Source organism: Alicyclobacillus tolerans (assembly GCF_900142255.1).
Lineage (GTDB): Bacteria > Bacillota > Bacilli > Alicyclobacillales > Alicyclobacillaceae > Alicyclobacillus_I > Alicyclobacillus_I tolerans.
The window spans coordinates 15,126-39,499 of sequence record NZ_FRAF01000004.1 but is presented as its reverse complement, the minus strand read 5'-3'; the positions used below and the strand labels follow the sequence as shown (position 1 = coordinate 39,499).

Sequence of the window (24,374 nt, the reverse complement as noted above, 5' to 3'; positions counted from 1 at the left end):
ATGTCCCTCCTTAGGCCGGGTGTGTAAAGGCAATGAGAGCATCCACGCCAATGCCGGCTAACACGACAAAAACAACCATGCTCACCCAGGCTGTAATCCGTTGCGCGCGCTGGCCAACGGTGATGCCCCAGTGAATGCAGAATGACCATAATCCATTGGCAAAGTGGAATGTTGAAGCTACGATACCTACGATCATAAACCAGAAATATGCAGGATTTGAAACTAGCTGGTGAACCATGTTGTACGTCGGGGCATTTCCAGAAAACCTCGTGGTCGCCAAGTGATAAATGATGAAGACGAAGGTGATGATGCCCGTAATTCTTTGCAACGTAAACATGAGGTTTCGCCGCCAACTATACTGCCCCGAATTGTATCCGGAAACAAAGGCGACATAGAGGCCAAAAATAGCATGATACGTTAAAGGCAAAAAAATGAAGAAAAACTCAACAAAATGTAATAATGGAATGGATTGAATGGCTGCCACAGCCTGGTTGAAGGCTGCTGCTCCGTCTGTCGCAGTGGCGTTGGTCAGTAGGTGCTCAATCAAAAAGAGCCCAACCGGAACCACACCTGCCAAGGTATGCAGACGCCTGAGAATAAACTCCGCATGACTCTGGGCTTTTGCCACCTGTTTGCCCCCTTTCGTCGGGCTTTTGCGTACCTCTAAATGATAGATTTTAGAAAGTAGTTAGGATTGAACGTATGTGCTTTTCCCAACCAATCTGTCTATCATGGTTTGAAGCCGCAGCCCTGTGCCAAGTAAATTGTAATGATGATATGAAAGGAGATCAAGGAAACACCGGAACTGAACTTATTTCTGCAATTCGTTCGTGTTCACAGTTTGTTCATTTTCTGGCGGCTTTTGCTGTAAGTGATTTAAAATTACTCTTGCAAGATGATCTCCAATGCCTATTTCTCTAAAATCAACTAAACTTGCTTCCCGAATGGCTTTGACAGAACCGAAGTGTTTCAACAATGCTTTTTTTCGCACAGGCCCTATACCAGGAATGCTATCCAACACGGACAACAAGCCTGTTTTGCTGCGTACTTGGCGATGAAAGGAAATGGCATAGCGATGTACCTCTTCCTGAATGCGCTCAAGTAAATAGAAGGCCTGTGAATGCCGATCTAATTCAACTGGATAATCTTCATCACGAAAAAACAGCTGACTGGTTTTATGCCGATCATTTTTCGCCAGCCCACATACAGGCAATTCTAAATCGAGTTCATTCTCCAGCACATCAAGCACTGCCCGTAAATGCCCCTTGCCTCCGTCGATCACAATTAAATCAGGCAGGGGAAGCTGTTCTCGCAAAACGCGTTGATAGCGTCTGCGCACAACTTCACGCATAGATTCATAGTCATCAGGACCTTGAACCGTGCGAATTTTATATTTGCGATACTCCTGACGAACGGGTTTACCGTCGATAAAGACAACCATCGCTGCAACAGGATCTGTTCCTTGAATATTAGAATTATCAAAAGCCTCAATCCGCATTGGCGTTGGAATCGCCAATACCTCTCCCAATTCTTGTACTGCGCCCAGCGTTCTGTCCATATCACGTTCCATCAAGCGCAGCTTCTCAGTCAATGCAATTTCCGCATTTTTCCGAGCCAGATCCACAAGTTGACGTTTCAGGCCTCGTTTGGGCTGCAAACATTTAGCATGCAACCATTCAGCAAGTGTCTGATCAGGGACACCGTCCGGAAGCAAAATCTCCTGAGGTGGTTTGGCGCCATGGAAATAGAATTGTTCCACAAAAGACATGAAATCTTCTTCCGGCTGGTTATAGTGGCGTACGATAGAAACAGATCGCTCAATGAGCTTTCCTGAACGCACGTAGAAAACTTGCACACAAAGTAGTCCACGATCTGCAGCGAAAGCAAAAACATCGCGATCGACCCTATCCGTTACAGTGACTTTCTGTTCTTCCATCACTTTATCTATGCTTTGAATCAAATCACGCAATTCCCTGGCTCGTTCAAAACGAAGTTGTTCAGCAGCTTCTTCCATTTTTTTTTGCAAATCAGCTTGTACTTCTTTGTGACCACCAGATAGAAAACTAGTAATTTCCTTACCAATCGTTTGATACTGGGATGGTTCGACTGGCAATTCGCAAGGTGCTAAACATTGGCCAATATGATAGTAAAGGCAGACTTTCTTTTTTAACGTTTTGCATTTGCGCAGCGGATAGAGCCTATCGAGCAATTTTTTGGTTGTTTGCGCTGCTGTCGCGTTAGGGTATGGACCGAAATATTTTGCTTTGTCATGATGGACACGCCGTACAATCTCTAATTTCGGATGAGGTTCATTCGTCAGTTTGATATACGGATAGGTCTTGTCGTCACGAAGCATGATGTTATAAGGAGGGTTGTACTGTTTAATGAGATTACATTCTAGTACCAGAGCCTCTACAACCGTGTCTGTGACAATATATTCAAAATCGACAATGTTACTCACCAATAACTGCGTTTTTGCGTCATGAGTTCCAGTGAAATATGAACGTACGCGATTCTTCAAAACTTTTGCCTTGCCGACGTAAATCACCTGACCACGCACATCTTTCATAAGATAGACGCCGGGTTTATCTGGGAGCAACTGCAGTTTGTCCTGTATCAACTGACTCACGATTTCACCTCCAGACCACGCAGTTCAGCCACCACACAGGCTGTCTCGTGATGAATGCTTTGCAACCATATTAAATCTCTGCCATGAACCTGAAACATCTCTACTTGACCGTTGAGTGAAAAAACTGTCGGTACTTCGCCAGCCTGGACACTTTCAACTCTAGCCATTTTTACTTGCCATGTTGTATCAGCAGATTTTGACGCAGAATAGGTCCCTATCCACCATGCTTTACCAAGAGTATCTTCTGATAAATAGATTTGATGGGCTGATAACGCATCTTGTGGTGCAGAAAAAAGTATCAACTGCCCCTGGTAACTCAATTTACCCCAACTTTGTGATTTTTTTGGATGAGCTGCTTGCAAGGTTTGGTCTGTACCCGTGAAATAAATTCCATCTTCATCTATTAAAGGAGATTGTATCCAGCCAAACGATCCAGACAAGATTTTTTTCTGTGACAAAGCAGTGAGTGGATTTTCTCCTTGTAATTGATACAACTCAATCGGCAAAGATAAGGAAGCCTGCCCTGATCCTGTCACTTGCATCTCAGACTGAATGAGCAACTGATGATGTCCTACAGCAAATACGTATTGAAGAGGGTGCTGAATATCCATAGGATAAGACTTCACCAAACTTGATTGTTGGCTCTCGATATTGGCCAGATAAACCTGTGTGACTTGGGAATGCGTGATTGAATGACTCCAATTGACAATCGCCACAAGCCAGTAGCCGGTTGAAAATAGTTTCCAACTGTGAATTTTCCAATCTATACCAATTGATTTAGAAACCGTTTGCTTAGAATCTGGCGGCAAAAGATCGATATTGAACTGGCTTTGTCGATTAGAGTTGGAAAGTACCTCTCCCGTTTTAGCCAATTCATACATTGAAATATTGAGTCGAGGCCAATTGTCAACAGGTGTCTGCAAAACAGGAACCACAAACTTGTTTTGAACAACGAGCGCCTGATTTAAAACAGTTGAATTCATACCATCCGGTAACGTATACACGCCAATGGTTTCAAGTGGACTCGCTTGATAAGTAGTCCAATCCAGTGGTTGATGTTCATGGGGCGTAGGAAATCCATAGTTTTTTATATTTTCTATGCTCGATCCGGACAAGCCATAGGCAAGTAAACCGCAAGAAAGCAAGATGACAGCCACGAGTGACCATAATGTCCATACTGAACCTCGCTGACGTTTTAAAGCATGTTGAGCCACTATCATGGCTCGCATTTTTTGCAAGGTCTGAGTCCAAAAAGCTTCTTCTTTACAATCCAATGAAGGTGATAGGGCAAAACCGGTTTCAACCTCTTCATTGATTGTATGATTTGGAGACAAAAACAATTGGCTAGGTATTTGTACTCCAATTCGTTTCGCAATTTGTCGGCTTAAGCGCCTGGCTGTACTCGGACGAGATAATAGAGAACTTTCAAATTCCTGGCGACTTGGCAAATGGGTCACGAGAAAACAGAAAATTTCTTGAGTACGTTCTTTCTGTTCAGTTTTGTCAGTTACCTGAGATGAAACTGATTGCACGATAACTTGAAAATAAATTTCGAGCAACTGTTCTGCTGCCCATTCTCGCCATGATATCGTCGTACGCCCTGTCAGCACCGCTCTCACCTCTGCTTTCCTACAATACAACGGACATCGCATATAAACAATAAAATCCCTGACAAGTCAGGGATTTTATCAGGATGCATAAATGATATGGTGGGTCATGAAGGACTCGAACCTTCAACCTGCCGATTAAGAGTCGGATGCTCTACCAATTGAGCTAATGACCCACATATGGTGACCCTAAGGGGATTCGAACCCCTATTACCGCCGTGAGAGGGCGGCGTCCTGAACCGTTAGACGATAGGGCCATGGCTGCCGGACTAGGACTCGAACCTAGACTAACTGATCCAGAGTCAGTCGTGCTACCATTACACCATCCGGCAATTCGCATCGACAATTGGAGATTATACAGACACCTCCTGCGCTTGTCAATGCTCATTCTAGGTTAGTCCACACGAGTCATAACCTAATTTGATTTTTCTATAAAATTCGCAGCTTCCAATAAACGGTTGTGACATTCCTTGCGCCCCAGTAAAGTCATAACATCAAACAATCCAGGCCCCACAGTAATACCTGTCAAAGCAAGGCGGGTAGGATGGATCAAATCCGCTGCTTTGCATCCGATTTGCTCGCTAGTTTGACGATAAAGCTGTTCGAGAGGCCAAGCTGCAAAAACTGGCAAGGTTGCCAGCAAGTCTGCCAATTGACGCAGACGTTGAGCTGTTTCAGAATGTTGGAAATGCTTTTTGACTCCTTTGTCATCATAAGAAACAGGCGGGCGAAAGTAACACTCCAACATATTCCACACATCTGCTTCCTGACGTGATTTTTGTTGCAAAAACTGAAGCAATGTGCGCAACCAAGCCAGTTTTTCCCGTGATTCCTCAGTTGACACCCATGCTTTTTCTAACAAACCTGGCCACATTTCATACAATAACTGATCGACTGAACGCGTTCGGAAATAATATTGATTGAGCCATTCCAGTTTTTTGACATCATAAACAGCAGCATGTTTCGCCACTCGTTCTAAACGAAAACATTCAATAGCCTCTTCACGTGAGACAATCTCCCTATTTTCTCCTGGCGAAAAACCGAGCAACAATAAATAATTGACAAGTGCTTCTGGCAAAATACCTGCTTCTCGGTACTCCTCCACACTCGTTGCACCATGTCGTTTGCTGAGCTTACTTCGATCTGGTGCAAGAATCATTGGAACATGGGCAAATACGGGAATTTCTGCATGAAAAGCCTGAAAAAGCTGAATATGGCGTGGAGTATTTGACAGATGCTCTTCCGCGCGAATAATATGCGTAATGCGCATTTCCACATCATCAACACATGAAGCAAAATGATAGGTAGGCGTGCCATCCGCTTTCCAAATGATAAAATCATCAATTTCTTCGTTCTGAAAAGTCACATCACCACGAATCAAATCGTGGACTGTAGTTTCGCCATGTACATCCGTCTTCAAGCGAAAAACAGCACGTTCTCCTGCTTCAATGCGACGTGCGGCCTCCTCGGGCGCCAGATGTCGGCAACGCCCACTGTAACGCGGTGCTCGTCCCTCCTTTTGGGCAGTCTCACGCTCTTTTTGAAGCTCTTCAGGAGTACAGAAACAAGGATACGTCAAGCCCTCTTCTTGTAATTTTCGCAAATATGCTTGATAAATTTCCGTTCTCTGCGATTGCCGATAAGGCCCGTAAGCGCCACCCACTTCAGGACTTTCGTCAAAATCCAATCCCAGCCAGGCAAAAGAATCAAGAATTTGACGATAAGACGCCTCGGAGGATCTCGAAATATCCGTATCGTCAATACGCAGTATCACTTTCCCTTGATTCTGCCGGGCAAACAACCAATTAAAGTAAGCCGTTCGAGCCCCACCTATATGCAACGTTCCCGTAGGACTGGGGGCAAACCGGACACGTATAGAAGTTTTATCGGCAGTTCTGATTTCTGTTGTCATGGTTGATTTCCTCACTTTGGTTGAAAAAATGTATGTAAGTCAGTCTCCTCGTTCAAACTATCGACAAAACAACGAGGTGAGATACGTCATGGAAAAAGAACAGCGGCCAAATAACCAACCTGTGCAAAGTAAAAATTCAGGCAGTTATCATCCGGTATCAAATCTTGAAGAGCCAGCAAGTCGGGAACTTGGGATGGTAGAACATCAACGTCTCGATCTCGCTTTAGAAGAATTTCCGGAAGGACCTTACGGAGCGACAACCAACGAGATCAAACTCGGTAAAGTGTCTGAGTGGAAGCCCGGCCAAGCATACTCGGGTCGTTTTCGAGACAGTAATCCTGTCTCTTCAGACCGAACTGTTGCCGAAACAGAACCTCCCTTCGATAGTTCAGAAGGCTCGATAGAAGGACAAAACTAATTCTCAGCTTACCCTGATTCCCCTTGCAAAGCGAGACGCAGCAGAGCTTCCACACACTGCTCGTTCTCGTTTGCAAGACCGATGGAGATGCGGATGTACTCACTGAGTCCAAAGCCAAAACGTACCAAAACACCCTCTGACATCAGCTTCTCAGCAACTTGCCGACCATTTCCCACGCGTACAAGTATAAAATTGGCGTCTGATGGAACCAATGTATAACCCGCTTGTCCGAGTCTTTCGTATTGCTGTTTTCCTTTCCGCACCAGTTGCAATGACTTTTGACGATGTTCCTCATCATAGAGCGCAGCAGCGGCAGCTCTCTGAGCTAAACGATTGACATTAAAAGGTTCACGAATGCGATGAGCGTATTGCCAAATATCTGGGCTACCCAGCGCATAACCAACTCGCAATCCAGCTAAACCATATAGTTTGGAGAACGTGTGAAGGACAATCCATCTTCCTGTCTCGAGCAAATCCTGAGACCAAACCGCTCGATGGGGTGACATGGAATATTCGTCGTAAGCAGCATCCCATATGACAATGACTTGCGGGGGCAAACGCTTGACTAACTCTTCCAGCTGATTCTTCTCAAGTACGGTTCCACTCGGATTATTTGGAGAACATACATACAGCAGTTTTGTGCGTGGATTGACTGCTTCTAAGAGACGTTCCGGGTCAAAGCGAAAACTCTCTGCCTCAAGGGGTACAGTGACCACTTTCGCCCCCATTAACAGTGCGCCTGCTCGATATTGTGAGAATGAAGGAAAAGTGACAATAACCTCATCATCGGGCGAGAGAAACGTTTCCGACAACAGGCGAATGATTTCGTCCGATCCATTTCCAACAAGCACAGCGTCCTTCTCACAGCCATGATATTGGGCAATCGCATCACGTAGATAACTGCTGCTACCGTCTGGATAATGATGCAGTTGACCCAATTCGTCAGCTATTGCTTGCAATGCTTTTGGGGATGGGCCGAGAGGATTTTCATTAGCATTCAGCTTTAAGACAGCCTTTCCACCAAAGCGCTGAACAATCTCATCATCCGTCAGTCCAGCTTGATACGGATCAATCGAGTGAAGAACAGGTCTTACTCGCTGTTTGACAAACATGACGTTTCCCCACACTTTCTCCACACAAATTCACCAGAGTCAGGTCATTATCTGCTAGAATAAACGCATTGTATCACAGCTTATTTCGAGGAGAGAATTTTTATGGTTCATTCGTCCAAATTTCAAATACCTACCTTGGAGGATATTCGCGACGCCGCCAAGCGCATTGAAGGCATCGCTCAAGTTACCCCTCTCGATTACAGCGCTACCTTTTCAGAATTTACGCGTAATAATATCTATATTAAAATGGAGAACCTTCAAAAAACAGGTTCTTTCAAAATTCGAGGCGCATATAATCGCCTGGCTACGATGCCCATTGAACAATTGCAACGCGGTGTGATTGCTGCCTCGGCTGGCAATCACGCACAAGGTGTGGCTTTTGCAGCATCACGTCTCCACGTTCCTTGTACAATTGTAATGCCAGAGAATGCTAGTCTTGCCAAAATTGCCGCTACTCAACGCTATGGTGCCAACGTTGTGCTGTACGGAGAATCTTATGACGACGCCTATCAACAAGCACTGGAACTTTGTCAAGAGCAAAGCCTAAGCTATATTCATGCTTTTGACGATCCGATGATTGTAGCTGGTCAAGGTACGGTAGGTCTGGAAATTCTCTCATCGCTCCCCAAAGTAGATGCGATTGTGGTTCCTATGGGTGGAGGAGGTCTGGCTACAGGAATCGCGATCGCCGTGAAAACGCTATCGCCAAATACGAAAGTTTATGGTATTCAATCAGCCAACGTCTCATCATTTCGACAATCACTGGATATTGGTGAGGTGACTACAGTTCAGGCTTCAGCAACCATCGCAGATGGCATTGCTGTAAAACGTCCGGGAAATCTGACATTCGCACTGGCTCAACAGTGGATTGACGATGTCCTGACTGTCGAGGAAGAGGAAATTTCACGAACAATGGTCATGCTGCTCGAACGTTGCAAATTGGTAACGGAAGGAGCTGCAGCCTCTGCTATGGCCGCTGCTCTATACCATAAAATACCTGAGAATCTCGGCAATGTTGTGGTTGTACTTTCCGGTGGCAATGTGGATGTAACGATACTTTCTAAAATTATTGAACACGGACTCATTGAAGCTGGACGCTATGTCAGATTGTCTGTAACCGTACCCGACAAGCCCGGCTCACTACGCGATGTGCTGGACATTGTAGCGGATTTACGAGCCAATGTACTTAGCGTCCAGCATCATCGAGTGGGGAGCAAAATCCTCTTTGGCTACACTGAGATTGAAATTGACTTGGAAACGCGCGATAAGAGACATATCGAAAGACTGACAGCCGTATTGACATCACGTGGATACCAGCCAACGTTGGTGGATTAGGAAGTCGTGTCCATTTCCACTTGAGCTTGAAATTCTTCGCTTTGTGTACGCACTTTTTCGGCTCGCCGCTTTTTCTTTGGCGGCGGTTCGATAGGTGCGTTTTTAGTCTCCGCTCTTCCTAATCCAGCCGAAAGAGCAAATTGCAGGGCCTGATCAACCGTAAGGGAGCAATCCTGCACCTGGTCACGTTCTACCAGAAATGTCGGCCCGGCAAACTGGAAGGCATTCGGTACATAAACAGAAAGCATTTTCCCTTCCGGATCAATCTCTACTGGCAAAGACTCGGCCGTTACAAAACCGATTACTTTCGTACCCATTTCGGGCGGCCACTCCACCAAGACCACTCGCTGAAACCCTTTTCGTTTGCCCAGTAAATTATCAACTACTTCTTTACTCATAGTATAAAGGGATTTTATAAATGGAATCCTGCTCATGAGTCTATCAATGAGCTCCAGGGCTTGTCGGGATACATAAAATCTTGCCATCGCCCCAACCAAGGTGATGCCCACAATCACGATTAAAAATCCAATTCCAGGAACATAAACTCCGTCTATCCAGTTCACAGCATTGCCAAACAAACTGTCCACTTGATTAAAAACAAACACGACCAACCAAATGACAAAAGCGATTGGCAAAACTGTCACCAGGCCGACGCCAAAATATTGAGCCAGCCGTTTCAACATACTGCGACCCCTCTCTTGCGAAACTTCACCCTGTTATACTTGGTAATCAACACTTACACTCTATTGTACGCCGAAACCCTCAATGTAGGATATAAAAACCTATCGCCATAACAGCATAAGCCCCTACAGCCATGGCACCCTCCAACCAATTCGACTCTCCATCCACCATCAATATGGCTACAAGAAGAATGGCAGCCGTCAAACTGACCAATTCTGGTACAGAAAATTGAAAGAACATAGGATGTCCGACAATGATTGAGAAAAAATATAATACTGGTGCAACAAACATAGCCACTTGCAAGCTGCTGCCGACAGCTATTTCGAGTGACAAATCCATACGATTTTTCCAAGCCATCCAGACCGCAGAAGCATGTTCTGCGGCATTGCCAATAATAGCGACCACAATAACGCCGAGAAACATCTGGCTCCATCCAGCATGGCTTGCCAAATGCTCGACAGAATGGACAAGAAAGTCACTCTCTACACCAACCAAGACAGTGACAATCAGCAATATCAATAAAGAGACAGGAAGATTGACAAAAAGAAGGTTCGAATTCTTGATTCTTCCCGGATCTTCTATATCCTCATTTCTTTCTTCCTCCAAGTCCCCAAGCAATTGGCGATGGGTATAGAGTGAAAACACCAATCCTAAAATATAGACCAAAAACGATACTGAGCATACGGCTCCAGTCATAACGAGCAGTGAGTGATATCGACTGACACTAAAAATCACAGGCAAAAGAAACATAATCGGTATTCCGAGCATCAGCATGGCTGTCTGGCTGTGGGCTACTCGAATATTGAAACGTTGAACAGGATGTTTTAACCCCCCAACTAAAAAACTCAACCCGAGTACAAACAGCAAGTTACCTAAAATGGAACCTGTGATAGAAGCTTTCACCAATGTAGTCAATCCCTGTGACAGTGCAAAACAACCAATAATAATTTCTACTGCATTGCCAAAAGTAGCAGAAAGCAGACCACCTAGTCTAGGACCAACTTTGACTGCAATTTCTTCTGTTGCCCTCCCCATCCAGCCTGCCAAAGGGATAATGGCTAAACAAGCAGCCATAAAATTTAAGCCTGCCGAAGGAACAGTCATATGGCACAAAACGCTCAGCGCCACCAAAAGAAGGGTTGCAGCTAAGAGCAAGAGCGTTTTCAAAGCGGTTCACCTCGTAGATAAAGCAATATATGATACAATAGTTCTCACAGCTTGCAGGAGGCGCGTACCCAATGATTCATTTTCCTTCTGTCAAATCTCTGCGCGGAGAATTAAAACGCAGTGAAATACGCGGCAACATGAGATATCAATTGACAACCAAAGAGTTTATACAACAACGTGAATCTCATACCTACCGTATCGCACTACAAAATATCCTCGGCATGACTGAATGTGATGAGAAAGAGACCAAAAATTTAAAGATGAGTTGGACGAATTCTTCAAAATATGGAAAACTTTATAAAATTGTAGCCAACGCTATGTTTGTGATATTGCCAAACCGTGTAGTCGAACAACGATCTGTGCAATTTTACACCTGGCTATCTCCTGCTTTTGCTGAACAAATGGAAGCTTTGCTATCCAATCCAGTCACTTAATTAAAATTTTACAGATTGAAAATTCGTTCCATATACTCATCTATGACATGAAAGCCTTCGAATATCATCGAAGGCTTAGTTTTGCAATGTAGGCGATATTTTATCGGTTTTTCTTGATATTCTGGCAGACTTACAGTAAAAATATTGATCTTTACATATTTAAAGTTCCACCCACAGTCGAATTATTGAATGGCGCAGTGAGTACATAGCGTGTTTTATCTGAAAATCCCCACACAATCCACATGATTTCATAAACAGGTGTTAAAAAGATATACATCCATACCCAGGCGCCGCTTTTATCATAGGCCTGTAACAATTTTACTTGCCAAAGAATCAGGAATACGATGTTCACTATCGGAATGAGCAGTATTAAAACCCACGCACCATTTTTTCTAATCAATAAAAGTTGTTGAACCCTATTGGCGACAGGCACCCATGCCATCCAAGCAATATCCCGCCGTCCTGCCAACTTTGCCAAGTTCATAAACGCAAGAGCATTCAAAACATAAAAAGTAATAGAAATAAACCCATAAAACAAAATAATGCCTCCCAAACCCATACCTCCCATACAATCGATTTGAAATCTAATGTTAGATATTTATATGACTTATCTGTATGTCATAAATACTGAGTTTTCATATGATTTGTATTTGCCATCACCAGATTTTTCAACCGGGGGTAGCAAAACTGTCAAAACTGAAGTGGTCTGTTTTCTACGTTTTACACTTATCGTGATCGGGAGCATCTCCTATACCGAATGTATCAAACGTGTCAGTCCACTTCAATATATGAATCCCTCCATATGGTATTCTAAAGAACGTTTGAGCCACTGCATTTCAATAAAATACCCTTAAGCGAAATACGAATCCATTGCCCATTGTATAATTTATTTCGATTATTCCTATATGCTTGCAGTGAATTAATCTCTATCCGTATAATAACCTAGAATCGTGCATTAGATTGAGAGGGGCGTACCTGCATGTCTGGCCAATTTACTGTTGATGTTTTTGTGGAAATCCCGAAAGGCAGTCAAAATAAGTACGAATTTGATGAAAAAGAAGGAGCTTTCCGCTTAGACCGTGTTCTTTACTCTCCCATGCACTATCCAGCTGAATATGGTCATATTCCTCATACGCTGGCTAAGGATGGCGATCCGCTCGATGCGCTTGTCTTAACATCTGTACCGACGTTTCCTGGATGCCTCATTGAAACCCGAGTTGTGGGTGTGCTGGTTATGTCAGATGAAAAAGGCCAAGATGAAAAGCTGATTGGTGTGGCAGAAAAAGATCCACGCTTTGCACAAATTCAGACACTAGAAGACATTCCACCGCACATTCTCAAAGAGATAGCCCATTTCTTCCAAGTATATAAAGATTTAGAAAATAAAGAAGTAAAAATTGAAGGATGGAAAGGAACTAAAGAAGCTCAAGAAATCCTTCAAGACGCTATCAATCGCGCAAAACATTAAAGTAAGAATGAAAATAATCATCAAATTTTGGGCAGAACAGTTTCTGCCCTTTTTCATATCTTTAGGTCTGATTCATTTATCCAGCTATTCAGGCAAACGTTTGTAAAGGAGAAGATTGCATGACTATACAGTTCCCAAGAATTGTATCACTTTGTCCTAGCAATACTGAGTGGATTGATGCATTGGGTCTGATAGACGCAGTGGTTGGTGTAGATGATTATTCTGATTATCCTGACCTATCAAACCATCCTGCGAAACGTCTTGGTCCTGACCTGCATATCCGAATGGAAGAAGTCATCTCACTAAATCCTGATTTGGTAGTAGCATCGCTTTCTGTACCAGGAATGGAAAAGGTGATTGAACAACTTCAAGAGACTGGATTACCCTATATCGTAATTTCTTCACATCGGTTAGAGGATATCTGGAATGATGGTCTTAAAATTGCTGACGCTCTTGATATGAAGGAAATCCGTTTGCGTGCTCATCAGTTACAAGACAATTTAAAGAGGAGAGTAGAACTCATTCGAGAGCAAGCAGAAAAGTTCACTGTAAATAAAAACAAACTGAGCGTCTATTTTGAATGGTGGCCCCATCCAATATTCTCACCTGCTAGAGATAATTGGCTTAGCGATGTATGTGAAATCATCGGTGTGAAAAATTGCTTTCACGATATCCCTGGACAACAGATGAAAGACGAGACAGGTGAACAAGTTGTAGCAGCCGCTCCCGATGTGATGGCAGCCATTTGGACCGGTATTCCTCAACACAAGGTTCCGGCCAAAAAATTATTGTCCAGATCTTGGGTTCCAAAAATACCAGCTTTTTCATCAAGAAGAATCTATATTCTCTCAGAAGGACTATATTGTCGCCCTTCCCCCCGTTTAATGGAAGGCATTGAACAATTGTTTAGACTGCTTCACACGAGTCAAGAAAACCTGTCTTCACAGGATGCAGAACAATACGGACCTATTCGCTATCCGTTTCTAGAACTATCAGATTCAAAAGATGCTCTTGATACTCTGAATATCTAAAGTTTTTATAACAACTCAAATCTATCAGTAAGACTGCCAATCGTCGGAATCTGGATTTTCAGGGCGCCGTCTTTTTATCACCCAAGACTTCCCTTTTCTTATCCCTATAATCATGAGACAAATTAAAATAATTGCGTAAGAAATTTTTAAAGCATAGGGAACATGGAGGGAGGAATGCAACCAATCTGCAATTTCATAGGCTGCAATAGCAATAGCAGCAAACATCCAATTAGGAAAACCGTAATTCATCAAACCCCTCCATTTCGCTCTATTCATTATACACTATTGATAAACTCTATCGGGACAACTTTCTTGTTCCTATGACGTTTGGTCATTTTTCTTGCATTCGCTATACTACTTTAAGAAGCAACTATGCTCAAAGGAGAGAATTAAATTGGCAGGTCAAGCTCATGCAATTCACTGTCCGAAATGTGATAGCGTTCTGTTTCGAGAAGAAAAAATTGTTGAACTCGATTCTAGTGTGGTTATTCGAGAGGATTTACCTGTAAGTGCACGGGCCGTTAAAACTCAATATCGTTATGTATGCTTATCTTGTGGAAATCTTTTACATCATGAGTGGACAGGCACACACCCATCTTAATCGTCAAACTTAATGTAGAACAGAATTTTCAAAAAAGCGGCGTAATCTATACGCCGCTTTTTACAATGCTTACACTACTGTATCAATTTATTCAAATGATAAGGAACCTGATTTACTCTCTATTTTCGCATGAAATTCCTAATTGGAGGGCAAAGTAAAATCGGATGGATTGCCTATAGAGAGGATGAAAGTTTTCGATGCCGGGACGCCACGCAAGAAAACATCGTACACCTGTTAAAAAAATTAGTTCCGTTTTTTTTCTTGCCGGAGCATTGGTCACCGGAACCTTATTGGGTTTACATAAATTCCCCAAACACACGATTCATGCAGCACATTCCCAATCGCAGACATCGCGTCTCCAGATGAACGAGCCCTATCAACTGCTGATTCTTGGCACAGATGCTCGACCAGGTGACAAAAATGGCAACAGTGACGTCCTTATGATCATGCGTGTCGATCCTGAAGCTCATCGAATTGCACTACTCTCCATTCCTCGCGATACACAAGTGGCATTCCCAGATGGCCGATACCGAAAGATTAACGAATCCATGCAAATCGGCGGTGCCACTTTAAGTGAGAAAGTCGTAGAAAAACTAATAGGCTTACCTATAGATGGTTATGTAGTGGCTCATTTCGACAGTGTTGTTCAACTTGTTAACTTGCTGGGTGGAATCACACTGCATATTTCTAAACCCATGCACTACGATACAGGCGATAAGGTACACCATCGTATATGGCTCAATCCTGGTTTACAGCATGTAGATGGAGAAGATGCCCTAGGTTTTGTGCGCTTTCGCCACGATGAATTGGGGGATATCGGAAGAACAGAACGGCAACAAGAATTTATACAAGCCATTTATCAGCAAATTTTACAACCCAAAAACTTATTACACCTTCCTGAAATATCCAAAATTATGTGGAACTCTGTAGATACCGACCTCTCTATGTGGGATGTTATTAAAATGATTGGACACATGGAACAGTACAAAAACTATTCCATCATTCATGAAACACTTCCTGGTTCCTTTCATAATCCTAATCCACTTTATGCTGGAGACTTGAGTTATTGGGTAGTCAATCCGCAACAAGCCAAATTTGAAGCTCACAGATTTTTGCTTAACGGAATTTGCAACACGCAGACCATCCAAAATCCTTCTGAGACAAATAATTGGAAACCACCGCATCACTAAATGGATGGCTTCTTGGTCAGGCTCAACCGCGATCGCGCGTGACAATGACTCTGCGGTCAGGTTTGGGAAGAGATAACTTTTTCCCTCCCCAGGTCAAATGGCGATTTGCCTGATAACTCCATATAGTGGAGATTAATATGCCAATGGTTTGACCGACCAGCACTTGTATACCTATCATTTCCAAACCGCGCATGATCCAAGTCGTCAATGCGACACTTACAGCAGATATCGCCATAAACAGCAACATCCGAATCCAACCGGGCTTGTGTTCTTTTTGCTTAGCATCACGCCAAGTTAAAGCGTCATTCCATATGTAATTGTTCACCATAGCCATTAAAGATGCCAAAACGGAGGCCAAAACATGATTCATTCCAAGCAAATAAATAAATCCGGCCATCAGTCCTAAATTGACCCATACACCACTGAAGCCAATCATTGCGAAAAGTGGAAAACGACGATCTTCCTCACTTTGCCACATCAATTTCCAAAGATGAATCAGGTAATTCCACTGTTCACGGATACTCATCTTTGACTCTCCTGCGTCTCTAGCTTTAAATTGATAGGGTATCTCATGAACTGTACGATAGTTAGCTTTCATCAAAATTTCTATAAGTATTTTCCAGCCAAGTGGTTGTAATTTAACCCCTTGTACAACTGTACGTTTAAATCCAAAAAAACCACTCGTACAATCAGAAATAGGCCTTAAGCGCTTGAGTAATAACCGTCCAATAGAACGTGCTCCGAAAGAGATCAGCTTTCGCACTCCGACTAAACCGCCATCTGAACCGCCTTCAACAAAACGGCTAGGAATAACAATATCAATACCTGCTTTTAATCGCTCCACCATAGTGGGCAAAAGTTCAGGTGGATGCTGTAAATCAGCATCCATAACAATAATCCATTCCGATTCTGTTTGGTGAATGCCTTCGACAACAGCTGTACCAAGACCCTTTCCATTCTCACGATGGTAATAGCGAACGCGTTGGTCCAGAGCGGCCATTTTTTCCAATCTTTGTGGTGTTTCATCCGTACTATCATCAACAAAAAAAATTTCATAATCAATATTTGTATCTGCAAGTGCTTGATGAATCTGCTGCACTAAATTTTGAACGTTATCTTTTTCATTAAACGATGGTATGACCAAAGAAAGTTCCAACCGCCACCGTTCCTCTCCAATACTTCATCTTATATATCATACCATAGTCAGGATGCTGGAGAGGAGAATTTTTTTCTTACATAGGCCAATATCCGTGAAGTGTCCAATCAGAAAGAGGAGGTAAATCGCAAGGTGAATTAGAAGATAAAAAGGGCCAAGGATAATAGGGATGTAAAGCAGGATAGCTGGAAGTCATCCAATAGACAAATGTATTTGACGATCTCGATTTACTGATTTGTTGACGCAAATTCCATGGCAAAATGTAAACTTTTCCTCCTAAACAATAAGGCAGACTGACTGCAATTTCCGTTGAAAAATGCCCTTCCTTTACGGACGGATTATCATGTTCACGCATTCTTATCGTCTCCTCATAACTGTAGACGTCCTGCAACATGCCGTTTGCCATCCGTCAAAGCATGCACAATTACATTATCTTATGTTGTGCAGCAACTTACGGTCACAAGTGAGACGAAAAGAGATTAAGAAGAGATGTCTGTAGTTTGGCGAGTTTTGCGTTCAATCGGTTGCATTTCCATAAATTCTACAACTCTGCCCATCAAACGAATAAATTGTTCAGCATCTTCAGATCCTAATTCTGTAAGCAATTGTCGAGCAATATTACAGCGCTCCTGTTGCAATCCACTTAAAATTTCAAATCCTTTGTTTGTAATTTCGTGAAAGACTACCCTTCGATCTTCTTGAGAACGTTTTCGTTCAACCATTTGCATCTTAACTAATTCATCACACACTTGCGTCACTGCTCCAGGACTCAGATCAGCCACTCGGGCTAAATCAGACGCTTTTGTTTTACCTTCCTGATATAAGTGACGTAACAAATAGGCTTGAGTGGGTGTTAACCCAAAACGCTTAATGGGTGAATGAGCCTGTAATACCCGCGACAGTTTGGTCAAAACTTCTTCAAAAGTGCGCACTTGTTCTTCTGAAATGGCGCTGTGCATCATATTTCACCTCGTGAGTCATCATTACCACCAGTTTAGTCCTCTAATGCCTGACCAGCAAGTCAAGAGTAGGTGCGCTTTTTAGTTTGCTGATGAAGCCAGTAGCCCCCGGCCCCTACAATAAGAATGGGAATGATACCCACCAAGAGATACAAATTATTCCCCATAATTCCTGCATACACTAAGGATACCCCTATATAATACGGAACAATAGAAATCGCTGCAGTCCACACATAAGTCCAAAGACTAACAGATGACATCATACCAGCGGCGTAATTTACAACAAATGCAGGAATCGGCAGTAATCTAGCAAAAAGTAAGCCTAATCCACCTTTTCGCTCGACCCATCCATTCACCTGCTGCCACTTTTCCTCCGATACAAAGCGTCGAATGACCGGCACTCCTAGCGTACGTGCCAAAATGTAAATCAAAAGAGCACTTAAAGTTGAACCCAGCCATGCATAGAAAATACCCCATCCTATACCATAAACCTTTAAATACATGACCAAAAGACCTTCTGATGGAATGGGTGTCATGCAAAAAAAGACCATCAGCAAGATAGCCGCACCAATCCCCAGCCATCCCCAGGATTTGAGTATATTGGACAGTTGATGATGACGATCAGCATACAAAGCTGCAACAAAAATAGCGACTCCAACCAAAAAAATGGCCAGACTCTTCCACGATAAAGCCTTACCTATAGTTGACATTCGGCTTCGCCGCCAATTCTTCTTTAAGTATATATTTACACAGTATCAAACTCTGGCGGCCGAGGCAACGATACGCTCGGCCGCATGAATTTTGAAACTAATCCTCTCCTGGTTCGTCTGCTCGATGCACAAAATTCGGAATTCTTTTTTTCGATCCGTTAGGAATTTCTGCTTCTTTCTCTGCAGAAATATCAAAAAAATGTTCTTTTTCTTCATCAGTATGCCTGAGACCTTCTAAATCGACGCGGCGATAAGAATAACCTGGTACTCGATGAGAACGGATATTGGTCAAAGAATTCGCCTCCTTTGCAAACTTTATCATCTCGCGTCCTGTTTTCAGACATACGTTTTACAAGATGTTAAAATCTAGCCGACGCTCTTCTATTCATATCCTGGTTTCATTCAGGGAAAAGTAAAAAAGGAGGTGTTTGGGTTTGAATGAACAAACGATGACGGAAAAACCATTTAGTTTGATCACTCGGGAAGAATTAAAATCCATGGTAGATGCAGGTATGACTGACGCTCAAATTGCCGTTCAATATGGTGTAACCGCCAATGAAGTCAATCATAAGCGAAGACTTATGAATCTCTTGCAAGGACAATTATCTGCAGCCGAACTTGCAGAAGCTGTCCACATAGCAGAAGCCGTCAAGCACCTGCCTTGGAAAGGAATTGAAGAAGTTAAATCCGTTGTAAAAAAATATTCTTCACAGCAAAAGCCTTGGTAGTGATTCTTTTACTTATTCCGTTCTGGATGTCCATACTATTGAATTGCGGTTATCAATCGGCATGTCGACTCCATCGACATCATAAACCATTGATAAACAACCTATCATGGTGGAACCAGGAGCAAGCGAGCCAAATCCAGAATTTTCTTTCTGATGAACATTTCCCCCCATCACCACATTGCATTTTCCCATGATGAGGAAGGAACAGGAGTCGAGATGGTCAATTTTCATCATCCATGATTTTAAATTTGCAAATGCATTTTGATCCTCCAACTGTCTCACTTCCTAATTATGTATACCTTAACTACGTCAGAATATCATTCAAATTGAATCGGAACATACTCATCAAAATCATCGCCCGGTTGGGCGATTTTTTGAATACGAACCAACAATACTCCATCTTTGAAATGGGCAATAACTTTATCAGAATGAACGCGAACTGGAAATTCTATTATCCGTTCAAAAGGTCCGTGATGCCGCTCAATTTGCAGAGCGGTGTCATCTTTACCACTGAAATCGGTTGAACGACCTCGAATAATCATTTGTCTATCGCTGACTCGTATTTTAATGTCATTTGCACTCGAGGCGCCGGGTACATCAAGCACAACTACCAATTCATGACCGCGATCGTACATATCCACTGGAGGATACACCTCATGGCCTCCTGAAAATGGAGAGGGATTACCCTGTTGCATTTGAGGAAATGGCATATTCTTAAAAAAATCTTCTCCCAGGAGTTTTCTCCAATCCCGTAAATCCCCCATATTTTTCAACATTTCAAAGGGATTAGAAAAATTTCCCCAACCAAAATTAGAGTCGTTCTGATTGGCCATTCATGCTCCCCCTGCCTCTACCTTTCACCATGATGATGTACACTCGGGTTTTGCAAGGTTTTCTCAGAGTCAATATGATCTTCATCCTTTAAAAAACTTAATGTACGGTAGATTTGAGTTTGATGGCCTTGCAAACTTCCCCATCCCTCATTCTTTTTTGTATGCGAAACCATGTGCGAAATAAAATTGTCCCCATAGCTAACTAAAGAACCTTTTTTGACAGATTTGACACTCCAATCCTGTCCATAGAATTTCATTTATTCACCTACGTCCTCTTTTTGATTCGGCGCCTTTGGCAGATGCGCTTCCATGCGCTGAAGCATCTGTTGCAACCAATCTTCTGTCGGTCGTTCTACATTCCCAGGGTGATCAAGTATATCGGGATCGTGCAAGAAACTTTTCATATCTTTGAGAACTGCATGATCGCCACTTACCGAACCGAATCCTTGATTGGTTTTTTTATAACTCCGAAAATGAGATGGCCAATTATTGCCCATATTGAGACATGATGCTCCTTCTATTTGTCCAATTCGCAGTGTACCTATGGCAAATGTCGGGGAAAAAAACTCACGCATACGTTCTCTACCTTCTTTTTGACTGTGGATGAGACCCATCACTGGAGAAACGGTAACCGCTGCCAGTTGCAAATACTCTTCCTTCATAATCCTGATGCTCAGTATTTGAATTCAGAGGCTTGGCTTCTGTCTGGTCCACCCAATGAGAAGAAGCTAAATTCTCTATGGATTTTGGAGATTGTACAACACGTGGACTAAAATTATTGCCTAAATTTAGCGATCCACTTAATTCTTGTACATCGATACTCTCCAGCTTAAAAATCAGTTCGTCAAAATTTGCTTCATTAATGTGAAGTTCTTGAATATTTACGCGAGATGATTCGCGATTCAACAAACTTTGCAAAATATTTTTCAGTTCTTCTTGCTGTTGTTTAATCTCGTCTAATTGCGCTTTGGTGCTACGCTTCTTTTTCCACAGCATAGACGTCCACCACCTTTTCGCCAATTGGCCAATGAATGGGACAAATACGCTTGCTGCGTGTCCATGCCATGATTAATCTATGCCCGCGTCCTTGAAAATAGGACAATTGAAACTTAAAGTACTGTCTTACTTCTTCCAAACAGGGCTGAATAGTTTTGAAAACTGCAGAACGCATGTGAATATAAAACGGCGCGGTTGTCATATTGACTAACCGCACCATCCAAATCATGTTTGTTCAACTCATATCCACTCAACACTTGCTAAAACCGCAAGCTTCACATTCATAACAGCCACCTGTACGAATCAGCGTATGTTGGTGACATTCGGGACACCAGTCTTTGGCAAGCGTATACGTGCGCAACTCACTCTGCACCAACGCTTCTTCTGTTACAGTAGCTTCTAAAGCATCCAGACTTGACCCTTTTAAGCGACGCAACGGAAAAGTCTCAGCGTGCTGAATCAACGACTTGGCAATAGCATCAGGCACTGAAGTGATACGATTATCTCCAAAGCCAACTGCGTTAGATCCGCCAATGCCCGAGAAGTGCTTGACCAGTTCCGCCTCCTTATTCGGATTAGCCGAATCGCGAAGATAGAGAGTAATAGCTCGACCTAAAGCCTCGTTTGCCGCATAGACGTCCGATCCAGCTTTACCAATATTGACAAACATCTCCACCGCCACATGCTCTGTCGGATCGTCATTAATTGTAATAAACGCTTTACCAAGCGGTGTATTTTTGCGATACGTGGCTCCATATAGAACATCCGGACGCTTGCGCTTTCGGTAACCTGTAGCTGCCGCCGCTTCTACACTTGCTCCTTCTTGAGGGAAAACTTCACTTTCCATCTTTGTCTCTTCTTCTTTGAGAGACAGCACCTGTTCCGATCGCGAACCATCACGATAAATGGTAATTCCTTTACAACCAACCTCGTAAGCCAAATCGTAAAGTCGTAATGTATCCTCAATGGTATATGAATGGGGAGCATTACATGTTTTCGAAATGGAACTATCAATCCATTTTTGTAAAGCACCCTGTACGCGCACATGATCTTCCGGAGCGAGATCCATCGCGGTCACAAAATAATCCGGCAACTCTTGATTGGGATGCTTTTGATGAAACTCATTAACAATCTCAGCACTTTCCTCAAACATCCCAAGTCGAGAATTGCGGAAATAAGACCAGGCATAATACGGCTCGCAACCTGTCGAACAACCAACCATTGTACCTGTAGTTCCTGTAGGAGCAATTGTCATCGTGGTGACATTGCGAACACCAAATTGACGAATAGCCTCTACAACATGAGGTTTTTCACGCGCCATCTGTTTCATATAACCGGATGCCAGAAATTTATCTGCGTCAAATGCGGGAAACGGTCCATTTTCTTTAGCCAACTCAACAGATTCTAGATAGCACCATTCAGCCATCAATCCCATCAAAATATCTATAAATTTGACTGAATTCTCCCCACCATAGCGATATCCACAATAGAGCAACAAATCATGCAGCCCCATAATGCCAAGTCCAACACGTCGCTCCCGCAACTGATTCTGTCGATTAGCCTCAAACGGATAATAAGTTGCATCGATAACAGCATCCTGAAAACGAAGCCCAGTACGCGTTACCCATTCCAAATCTTCCCATAAAACGTGATGGAGAAGAAATTCTGCTTCCGAGTCCGAAAAGTGCTGGCGAAGCAACGATAGAATATACTGTTCTTTTTCCTTGTCAGCGAATTCATGTCGTTCGGCAGTATCGCGGAATCCGACAGCAAATTTGCTTAATACAACCGCCCCTAAATTGCAAATGCCGTTTGCAGGGAGTGGTTGTTCACCGCAAGGGTTTGTCGCTACTAAAGGATTAAAATAATATGAATTGGATAAACGATTAGCGCGCCCTAAAAAGACAACTCCCGGTTCAGCAGACTTCCAAGCTGATACACATAATTCTCGCCATAATTCCTCGGCTGGCAATTCTTCTGTAATCTGCAGAGTACCTCCATGGGCTGCCCAGGACTCGAAGTCCCCATCAAATTGCGTCATATCTGCGAGAGGTACAAAGCCAAGTGACCATTGTCCTCCTGATTTACGGGCTTCCATAAACTGTTCAGACACACCAACTGAGATATTGGCTCCCGTAATGACTCCCTCTACCTGCTTGCAACGAATAAATTTTAAAATATCTGCGTGTCTGTCGTTCAATATCAACATCAGGGCTCCACGTCTAGAGCCGCCCTGCAAGGTCAACTGACACCCTACACTCATAATTTCTCCCACGCCTACCGGACCAAAGCCGTAACCAAACACCTCATTGCCCTTGTCATAGAGTAATCCCCACGAATAGGCGCCTGAAGAACGGCCATTCACACCTCGCACATAACTGTAGCGTGGCCGTAACGATGAAAGATTAATTGTCACACGCTTTCCGTCACCCATTTTTTCCCACATATCACCCAATGTAGACGCAATCGTCCCCCGCTGATCTCCAGGATAAAGGACACTTCCAACAACATCGCTAAGAATTTGTACACCGCTATACAACAATTCGTCATAGAGCTGACGAGCATTGACGGTCTCCAAGTCAATTATCGGTAAGCCAGCTGCCAACCAATCCTCAATTCGACCGTTCCACAATTCATCGTATCCTTCTACTGAAGTATCAGGAAAAACAAACGTCCAATTCGCTTCTTCTTCCACAGCCCGCAAAAATTCTTTATTCACACGTACCACTTTCGTACTGTTGGGATATTCTGTTGCCAAAAAATCTCGAATGTCTGCATGCCAAATATCCAACATTAACTGTAAATGCGTATTGCGTTTCTCATTGGAAACAGGTACTAAGGTTCCCTGAGGAGGAATACGAGAAAGATTCATTCCAACCCCGCCTGATCGGGCTTGAATTTCTAGAGTCTGTCCAAACGATTCTGCATAATCGCGCGGTGTAGGTCCCACACTGGGAATGACAAAACAGTTGTAACTGGTCGTCTTCATTCCTGTTCCCATAGAAGCATTAATGCGCCCGCCTGGAACATATCGCCAGCGACTCTGCAACTGATAGAAATCTTCCTCAAACTTACCCGGTTGCAGCGTGACGCTTGCAGCGCCGCGTGCAATTCGCCGCCACATTTGGCGCGGGGCCGTTTCAAGCAGTACATCTACCTGCTGTACAGGCAGTTCTTCCCGAACCCCATCCCGCAGTTCAACAACAACCTGGGATTGATCGGATGAAATCGAAACAATACGCGCCAACTCATGATAAGCACGTTTTTTATCCAGCACTGCTACAACTAGAGATCCTTCCGCTAAGGATTCCTTCCTGACATCCTTCATCAGGTAACGATCAGCCACAATTCGTTCACCTGTAGCATGCAGCCAATCCTCATCTGTAAACGGAAGCATACTTGTATCC

General features: G+C 43.3%; 28 protein-coding genes and 3 tRNA genes. 8 read left to right on the top strand and 23 right to left on the bottom strand.

Translation table 11 applies throughout. The features are described 5' to 3' along the window. Positions 1 to 10: 10 nt before the first annotated feature. The 7 genes from BUA75_RS03130 to gltX all read right to left on the bottom strand — a co-directional run bounded on the left by BUA75_RS03130 (position 11) and on the right by gltX (position 6,148). A complete protein-coding gene (locus tag BUA75_RS03130; protein ID WP_072873134.1) occupies positions 11 to 628 on the bottom strand; it encodes a succinate dehydrogenase/fumarate reductase transmembrane subunit in 618 nt (205 codons plus the stop codon). A gap of 183 nt (positions 629 to 811) precedes the next feature. After that, a complete protein-coding gene (gene uvrC / locus BUA75_RS03125) occupies positions 812 to 2,629 on the bottom strand; it encodes an excinuclease ABC subunit UvrC (protein WP_072873133.1) in 1,818 nt (605 codons plus the stop codon). Next, positions 2,626 to 4,248, bottom strand: coding sequence for a hypothetical protein (locus BUA75_RS03120; protein ID WP_072873132.1), 1,623 nt, complete (start codon positions 4,246 to 4,248; stop codon positions 2,626 to 2,628). The genes uvrC and BUA75_RS03120 overlap by 4 nt, the downstream gene beginning before the upstream one ends. 88 nt (positions 4,249 to 4,336) lie before the next feature. Beyond that, positions 4,337 to 4,412, bottom strand: a tRNA-Lys gene (locus BUA75_RS03115). A 5-nt stretch (positions 4,413 to 4,417) separates the two neighbouring features. After that, positions 4,418 to 4,493 (bottom strand) — tRNA-Glu (locus tag BUA75_RS03110). A 1-nt stretch (position 4,494) separates the two neighbouring features. Further along, positions 4,495 to 4,568: transfer RNA gene (locus BUA75_RS03105), tRNA-Gln, on the bottom strand. Positions 4,569 to 4,651: 83 nt separating this feature from the next. After that, complete coding sequence (gltX, locus tag BUA75_RS03100) at positions 4,652 to 6,148, bottom strand: glutamate--tRNA ligase (protein ID WP_072873131.1); 1,497 nt, start codon at positions 6,146 to 6,148, stop codon at positions 4,652 to 4,654. A gap of 88 nt (positions 6,149 to 6,236) precedes the next feature. Between gltX and BUA75_RS03095 the strand changes: the two genes are divergently transcribed. Beyond that, complete coding sequence (locus tag BUA75_RS03095; protein ID WP_072873130.1) at positions 6,237 to 6,566, top strand: hypothetical protein; 330 nt, start codon at positions 6,237 to 6,239, stop codon at positions 6,564 to 6,566. An 8-nt stretch (positions 6,567 to 6,574) separates the two neighbouring features. Here the strand turns inward: BUA75_RS03095 and hisC are convergent, their stop codons facing one another. Continuing rightward, the gene (gene hisC, locus BUA75_RS03090) at positions 6,575 to 7,702 is read right to left on the bottom strand and encodes a histidinol-phosphate transaminase (protein WP_242650237.1); all 1,128 of its coding nucleotides are present in this window, start codon (positions 7,700 to 7,702) and stop codon (positions 6,575 to 6,577) included. A gap of 78 nt (positions 7,703 to 7,780) precedes the next feature. Between hisC and ilvA the strand changes: the two genes are divergently transcribed. After that, on the top strand, positions 7,781 to 9,013 hold the full coding sequence (gene ilvA, locus BUA75_RS03085; protein ID WP_072873128.1) for a threonine ammonia-lyase: 1,233 nt from the start codon (positions 7,781 to 7,783) through the stop codon (positions 9,011 to 9,013). Here ilvA and BUA75_RS03080 read toward each other — a convergent pair. Together BUA75_RS03080 and cax are read right to left on the bottom strand one after the other, a co-directional pair. Next, the gene (locus tag BUA75_RS03080) at positions 9,010 to 9,696 is read right to left on the bottom strand and encodes a DUF502 domain-containing protein (protein WP_072873127.1); all 687 of its coding nucleotides are present in this window, start codon (positions 9,694 to 9,696) and stop codon (positions 9,010 to 9,012) included. The two genes, ilvA and BUA75_RS03080, sit on opposite strands and share 4 nt — an antisense overlap. 79 nt (positions 9,697 to 9,775) lie before the next feature. After that, positions 9,776 to 10,861 carry a calcium/proton exchanger gene (cax, locus tag BUA75_RS03075; RefSeq protein ID WP_072873126.1) on the bottom strand — a complete coding sequence of 362 codons (1,086 nt, stop codon included), beginning with the start codon at positions 10,859 to 10,861 and terminating at the stop codon, positions 9,776 to 9,778. 71 nt (positions 10,862 to 10,932) lie between these two features. Between cax and BUA75_RS03070 the strand changes: the two genes are divergently transcribed. After that, positions 10,933 to 11,295 (top strand): hypothetical protein, encoded by a 363-nt coding sequence (locus BUA75_RS03070; protein ID WP_072873125.1) that lies wholly within the window; start codon positions 10,933 to 10,935, stop codon positions 11,293 to 11,295. A gap of 151 nt (positions 11,296 to 11,446) precedes the next feature. On the opposite strand, the gene BUA75_RS03065 is transcribed toward BUA75_RS03070, so the two are convergent. Beyond that, complete coding sequence (locus BUA75_RS03065) at positions 11,447 to 11,848, bottom strand: DUF5684 domain-containing protein (RefSeq protein ID WP_238413436.1); 402 nt, start codon at positions 11,846 to 11,848, stop codon at positions 11,447 to 11,449. Positions 11,849 to 12,274: 426 nt separating this feature from the next. Between BUA75_RS03065 and BUA75_RS03060 the strand changes: the two genes are divergently transcribed. Together BUA75_RS03060 and BUA75_RS03055 are read left to right on the top strand one after the other, a co-directional pair. Continuing rightward, positions 12,275 to 12,763 (top strand): inorganic diphosphatase, encoded by a 489-nt coding sequence (locus BUA75_RS03060; RefSeq protein ID WP_072873123.1) that lies wholly within the window; start codon positions 12,275 to 12,277, stop codon positions 12,761 to 12,763. A gap of 119 nt (positions 12,764 to 12,882) precedes the next feature. Beyond that, positions 12,883 to 13,794: an ABC transporter substrate-binding protein gene (locus BUA75_RS03055; protein ID WP_072873122.1), complete on the top strand. Its 912-nt coding sequence runs from the start codon at positions 12,883 to 12,885 to the stop codon at positions 13,792 to 13,794. A 24-nt stretch (positions 13,795 to 13,818) separates the two neighbouring features. Here the strand turns inward: BUA75_RS03055 and BUA75_RS03050 are convergent, their stop codons facing one another. Continuing rightward, on the bottom strand, positions 13,819 to 14,043 hold the full coding sequence (locus BUA75_RS03050; RefSeq protein WP_072873121.1) for a hypothetical protein: 225 nt from the start codon (positions 14,041 to 14,043) through the stop codon (positions 13,819 to 13,821). A gap of 145 nt (positions 14,044 to 14,188) precedes the next feature. Between BUA75_RS03050 and BUA75_RS03045 the strand changes: the two genes are divergently transcribed. Beyond that, positions 14,189 to 14,395 carry a hypothetical protein gene (locus BUA75_RS03045; RefSeq protein WP_072873120.1) on the top strand — a complete coding sequence of 69 codons (207 nt, stop codon included), beginning with the start codon at positions 14,189 to 14,191 and terminating at the stop codon, positions 14,393 to 14,395. A 197-nt stretch (positions 14,396 to 14,592) separates the two neighbouring features. Beyond that, positions 14,593 to 15,585: an LCP family protein gene (locus tag BUA75_RS03040; RefSeq protein ID WP_072873119.1), complete on the top strand. Its 993-nt coding sequence runs from the start codon at positions 14,593 to 14,595 to the stop codon at positions 15,583 to 15,585. A gap of 22 nt (positions 15,586 to 15,607) precedes the next feature. On the opposite strand, the gene BUA75_RS03035 is transcribed toward BUA75_RS03040, so the two are convergent. The 5 genes from BUA75_RS03035 to BUA75_RS03015 form a co-directional block, all read right to left on the bottom strand. Then, entirely contained in the window at positions 15,608 to 16,741 is a 1,134-nt protein-coding gene (locus BUA75_RS03035) for a glycosyltransferase (protein WP_072873118.1), read from the bottom strand. 76 nt (positions 16,742 to 16,817) lie between these two features. Next, positions 16,818 to 17,096, bottom strand: coding sequence for a hypothetical protein (locus tag BUA75_RS03030; protein WP_072873117.1), 279 nt, complete (start codon positions 17,094 to 17,096; stop codon positions 16,818 to 16,820). Positions 17,097 to 17,220: 124 nt separating this feature from the next. Continuing rightward, the gene (locus tag BUA75_RS03025) at positions 17,221 to 17,700 is read right to left on the bottom strand and encodes a MarR family winged helix-turn-helix transcriptional regulator (protein WP_165611931.1); all 480 of its coding nucleotides are present in this window, start codon (positions 17,698 to 17,700) and stop codon (positions 17,221 to 17,223) included. Between the two features lie 62 nt (positions 17,701 to 17,762). Continuing rightward, positions 17,763 to 18,410: a TVP38/TMEM64 family protein gene (locus BUA75_RS03020; protein WP_072873115.1), complete on the bottom strand. Its 648-nt coding sequence runs from the start codon at positions 18,408 to 18,410 to the stop codon at positions 17,763 to 17,765. Positions 18,411 to 18,507: 97 nt separating this feature from the next. Beyond that, the gene (locus tag BUA75_RS03015; protein ID WP_072873114.1) at positions 18,508 to 18,702 is read right to left on the bottom strand and encodes a hypothetical protein; all 195 of its coding nucleotides are present in this window, start codon (positions 18,700 to 18,702) and stop codon (positions 18,508 to 18,510) included. A 142-nt stretch (positions 18,703 to 18,844) separates the two neighbouring features. Between BUA75_RS03015 and BUA75_RS03010 the strand changes: the two genes are divergently transcribed. Next, positions 18,845 to 19,138 carry a helix-turn-helix domain-containing protein gene (locus tag BUA75_RS03010; protein ID WP_072873113.1) on the top strand — a complete coding sequence of 98 codons (294 nt, stop codon included), beginning with the start codon at positions 18,845 to 18,847 and terminating at the stop codon, positions 19,136 to 19,138. Positions 19,139 to 19,150: 12 nt separating this feature from the next. Here the strand turns inward: BUA75_RS03010 and BUA75_RS03005 are convergent, their stop codons facing one another. The 6 genes from BUA75_RS03005 to BUA75_RS02975 all read right to left on the bottom strand — a co-directional run bounded on the left by BUA75_RS03005 (position 19,151) and on the right by BUA75_RS02975 (position 24,364). Beyond that, positions 19,151 to 19,411 carry a hypothetical protein gene (locus BUA75_RS03005; protein WP_072873112.1) on the bottom strand — a complete coding sequence of 87 codons (261 nt, stop codon included), beginning with the start codon at positions 19,409 to 19,411 and terminating at the stop codon, positions 19,151 to 19,153. 44 nt (positions 19,412 to 19,455) lie between these two features. Next, the gene (locus BUA75_RS03000) at positions 19,456 to 19,971 is read right to left on the bottom strand and encodes an Hsp20/alpha crystallin family protein (protein WP_072873111.1); all 516 of its coding nucleotides are present in this window, start codon (positions 19,969 to 19,971) and stop codon (positions 19,456 to 19,458) included. A gap of 257 nt (positions 19,972 to 20,228) precedes the next feature. Further along, positions 20,229 to 20,546: a hypothetical protein gene (locus BUA75_RS02990; protein WP_072873109.1), complete on the bottom strand. Its 318-nt coding sequence runs from the start codon at positions 20,544 to 20,546 to the stop codon at positions 20,229 to 20,231. A 7-nt stretch (positions 20,547 to 20,553) separates the two neighbouring features. Next, positions 20,554 to 20,967: a hypothetical protein gene (locus BUA75_RS02985; protein ID WP_072873108.1), complete on the bottom strand. Its 414-nt coding sequence runs from the start codon at positions 20,965 to 20,967 to the stop codon at positions 20,554 to 20,556. Then, the gene (locus tag BUA75_RS02980; protein WP_072873107.1) at positions 20,945 to 21,196 is read right to left on the bottom strand and encodes a hypothetical protein; all 252 of its coding nucleotides are present in this window, start codon (positions 21,194 to 21,196) and stop codon (positions 20,945 to 20,947) included. The genes BUA75_RS02985 and BUA75_RS02980 overlap by 23 nt, the downstream gene beginning before the upstream one ends. A 21-nt stretch (positions 21,197 to 21,217) precedes the next feature. Beyond that, the gene (locus BUA75_RS02975; RefSeq protein ID WP_072873241.1) at positions 21,218 to 24,364 is read right to left on the bottom strand and encodes an adenosylcobalamin-dependent ribonucleoside-diphosphate reductase; all 3,147 of its coding nucleotides are present in this window, start codon (positions 24,362 to 24,364) and stop codon (positions 21,218 to 21,220) included. Between the last annotated feature and the right edge of the window lie 10 nt (positions 24,365 to 24,374).

Coding starts and splice junctions, on each gene's coding strand:
- gltX (WP_072873131.1), bottom strand. CDS start 6,148: ATGACAACAGAAATCAGAACTGCCGATAAAACTTCTATACGTGTCCGG.
- BUA75_RS03095 (WP_072873130.1), top strand. CDS start 6,237: ATGGAAAAAGAACAGCGGCCAAATAACCAACCTGTGCAAAGTAAAAAT.
- ilvA (WP_072873128.1), top strand. CDS start 7,781: ATGGTTCATTCGTCCAAATTTCAAATACCTACCTTGGAGGATATTCGC.
- BUA75_RS03080 (WP_072873127.1), bottom strand. CDS start 9,696: ATGTTGAAACGGCTGGCTCAATATTTTGGCGTCGGCCTGGTGACAGTT.
- BUA75_RS03070 (WP_072873125.1), top strand. CDS start 10,933: ATGATTCATTTTCCTTCTGTCAAATCTCTGCGCGGAGAATTAAAACGC.
- BUA75_RS03060 (WP_072873123.1), top strand. CDS start 12,275: ATGTCTGGCCAATTTACTGTTGATGTTTTTGTGGAAATCCCGAAAGGC.
- BUA75_RS03055 (WP_072873122.1), top strand. CDS start 12,883: ATGACTATACAGTTCCCAAGAATTGTATCACTTTGTCCTAGCAATACT.
- BUA75_RS03050 (WP_072873121.1), bottom strand. CDS start 14,043: ATGAATTACGGTTTTCCTAATTGGATGTTTGCTGCTATTGCTATTGCA.
- BUA75_RS03040 (WP_072873119.1), top strand. CDS start 14,593: ATGCCGGGACGCCACGCAAGAAAACATCGTACACCTGTTAAAAAAATT.
- BUA75_RS03030 (WP_072873117.1), bottom strand. CDS start 17,096: ATGCGTGAACATGATAATCCGTCCGTAAAGGAAGGGCATTTTTCAACG.
- BUA75_RS03025 (WP_165611931.1), bottom strand. CDS start 17,700: ATGCACAGCGCCATTTCAGAAGAACAAGTGCGCACTTTTGAAGAAGTT.
- BUA75_RS03020 (WP_072873115.1), bottom strand. CDS start 18,410: ATGTCAACTATAGGTAAGGCTTTATCGTGGAAGAGTCTGGCCATTTTT.
- BUA75_RS03000 (WP_072873111.1), bottom strand. CDS start 19,971: ATGGCCAATCAGAACGACTCTAATTTTGGTTGGGGAAATTTTTCTAAT.
- BUA75_RS02990 (WP_072873109.1), bottom strand. CDS start 20,546: ATGCGTGAGTTTTTTTCCCCGACATTTGCCATAGGTACACTGCGAATT.
- BUA75_RS02985 (WP_072873108.1), bottom strand. CDS start 20,967: ATGCTGTGGAAAAAGAAGCGTAGCACCAAAGCGCAATTAGACGAGATT.
- BUA75_RS02980 (WP_072873107.1), bottom strand. CDS start 21,196: ATGATTTGGATGGTGCGGTTAGTCAATATGACAACCGCGCCGTTTTAT.
- BUA75_RS02975 (WP_072873241.1), bottom strand. CDS start 24,364: ATGCTTCCGTTTACAGATGAGGATTGGCTGCATGCTACAGGTGAACGA.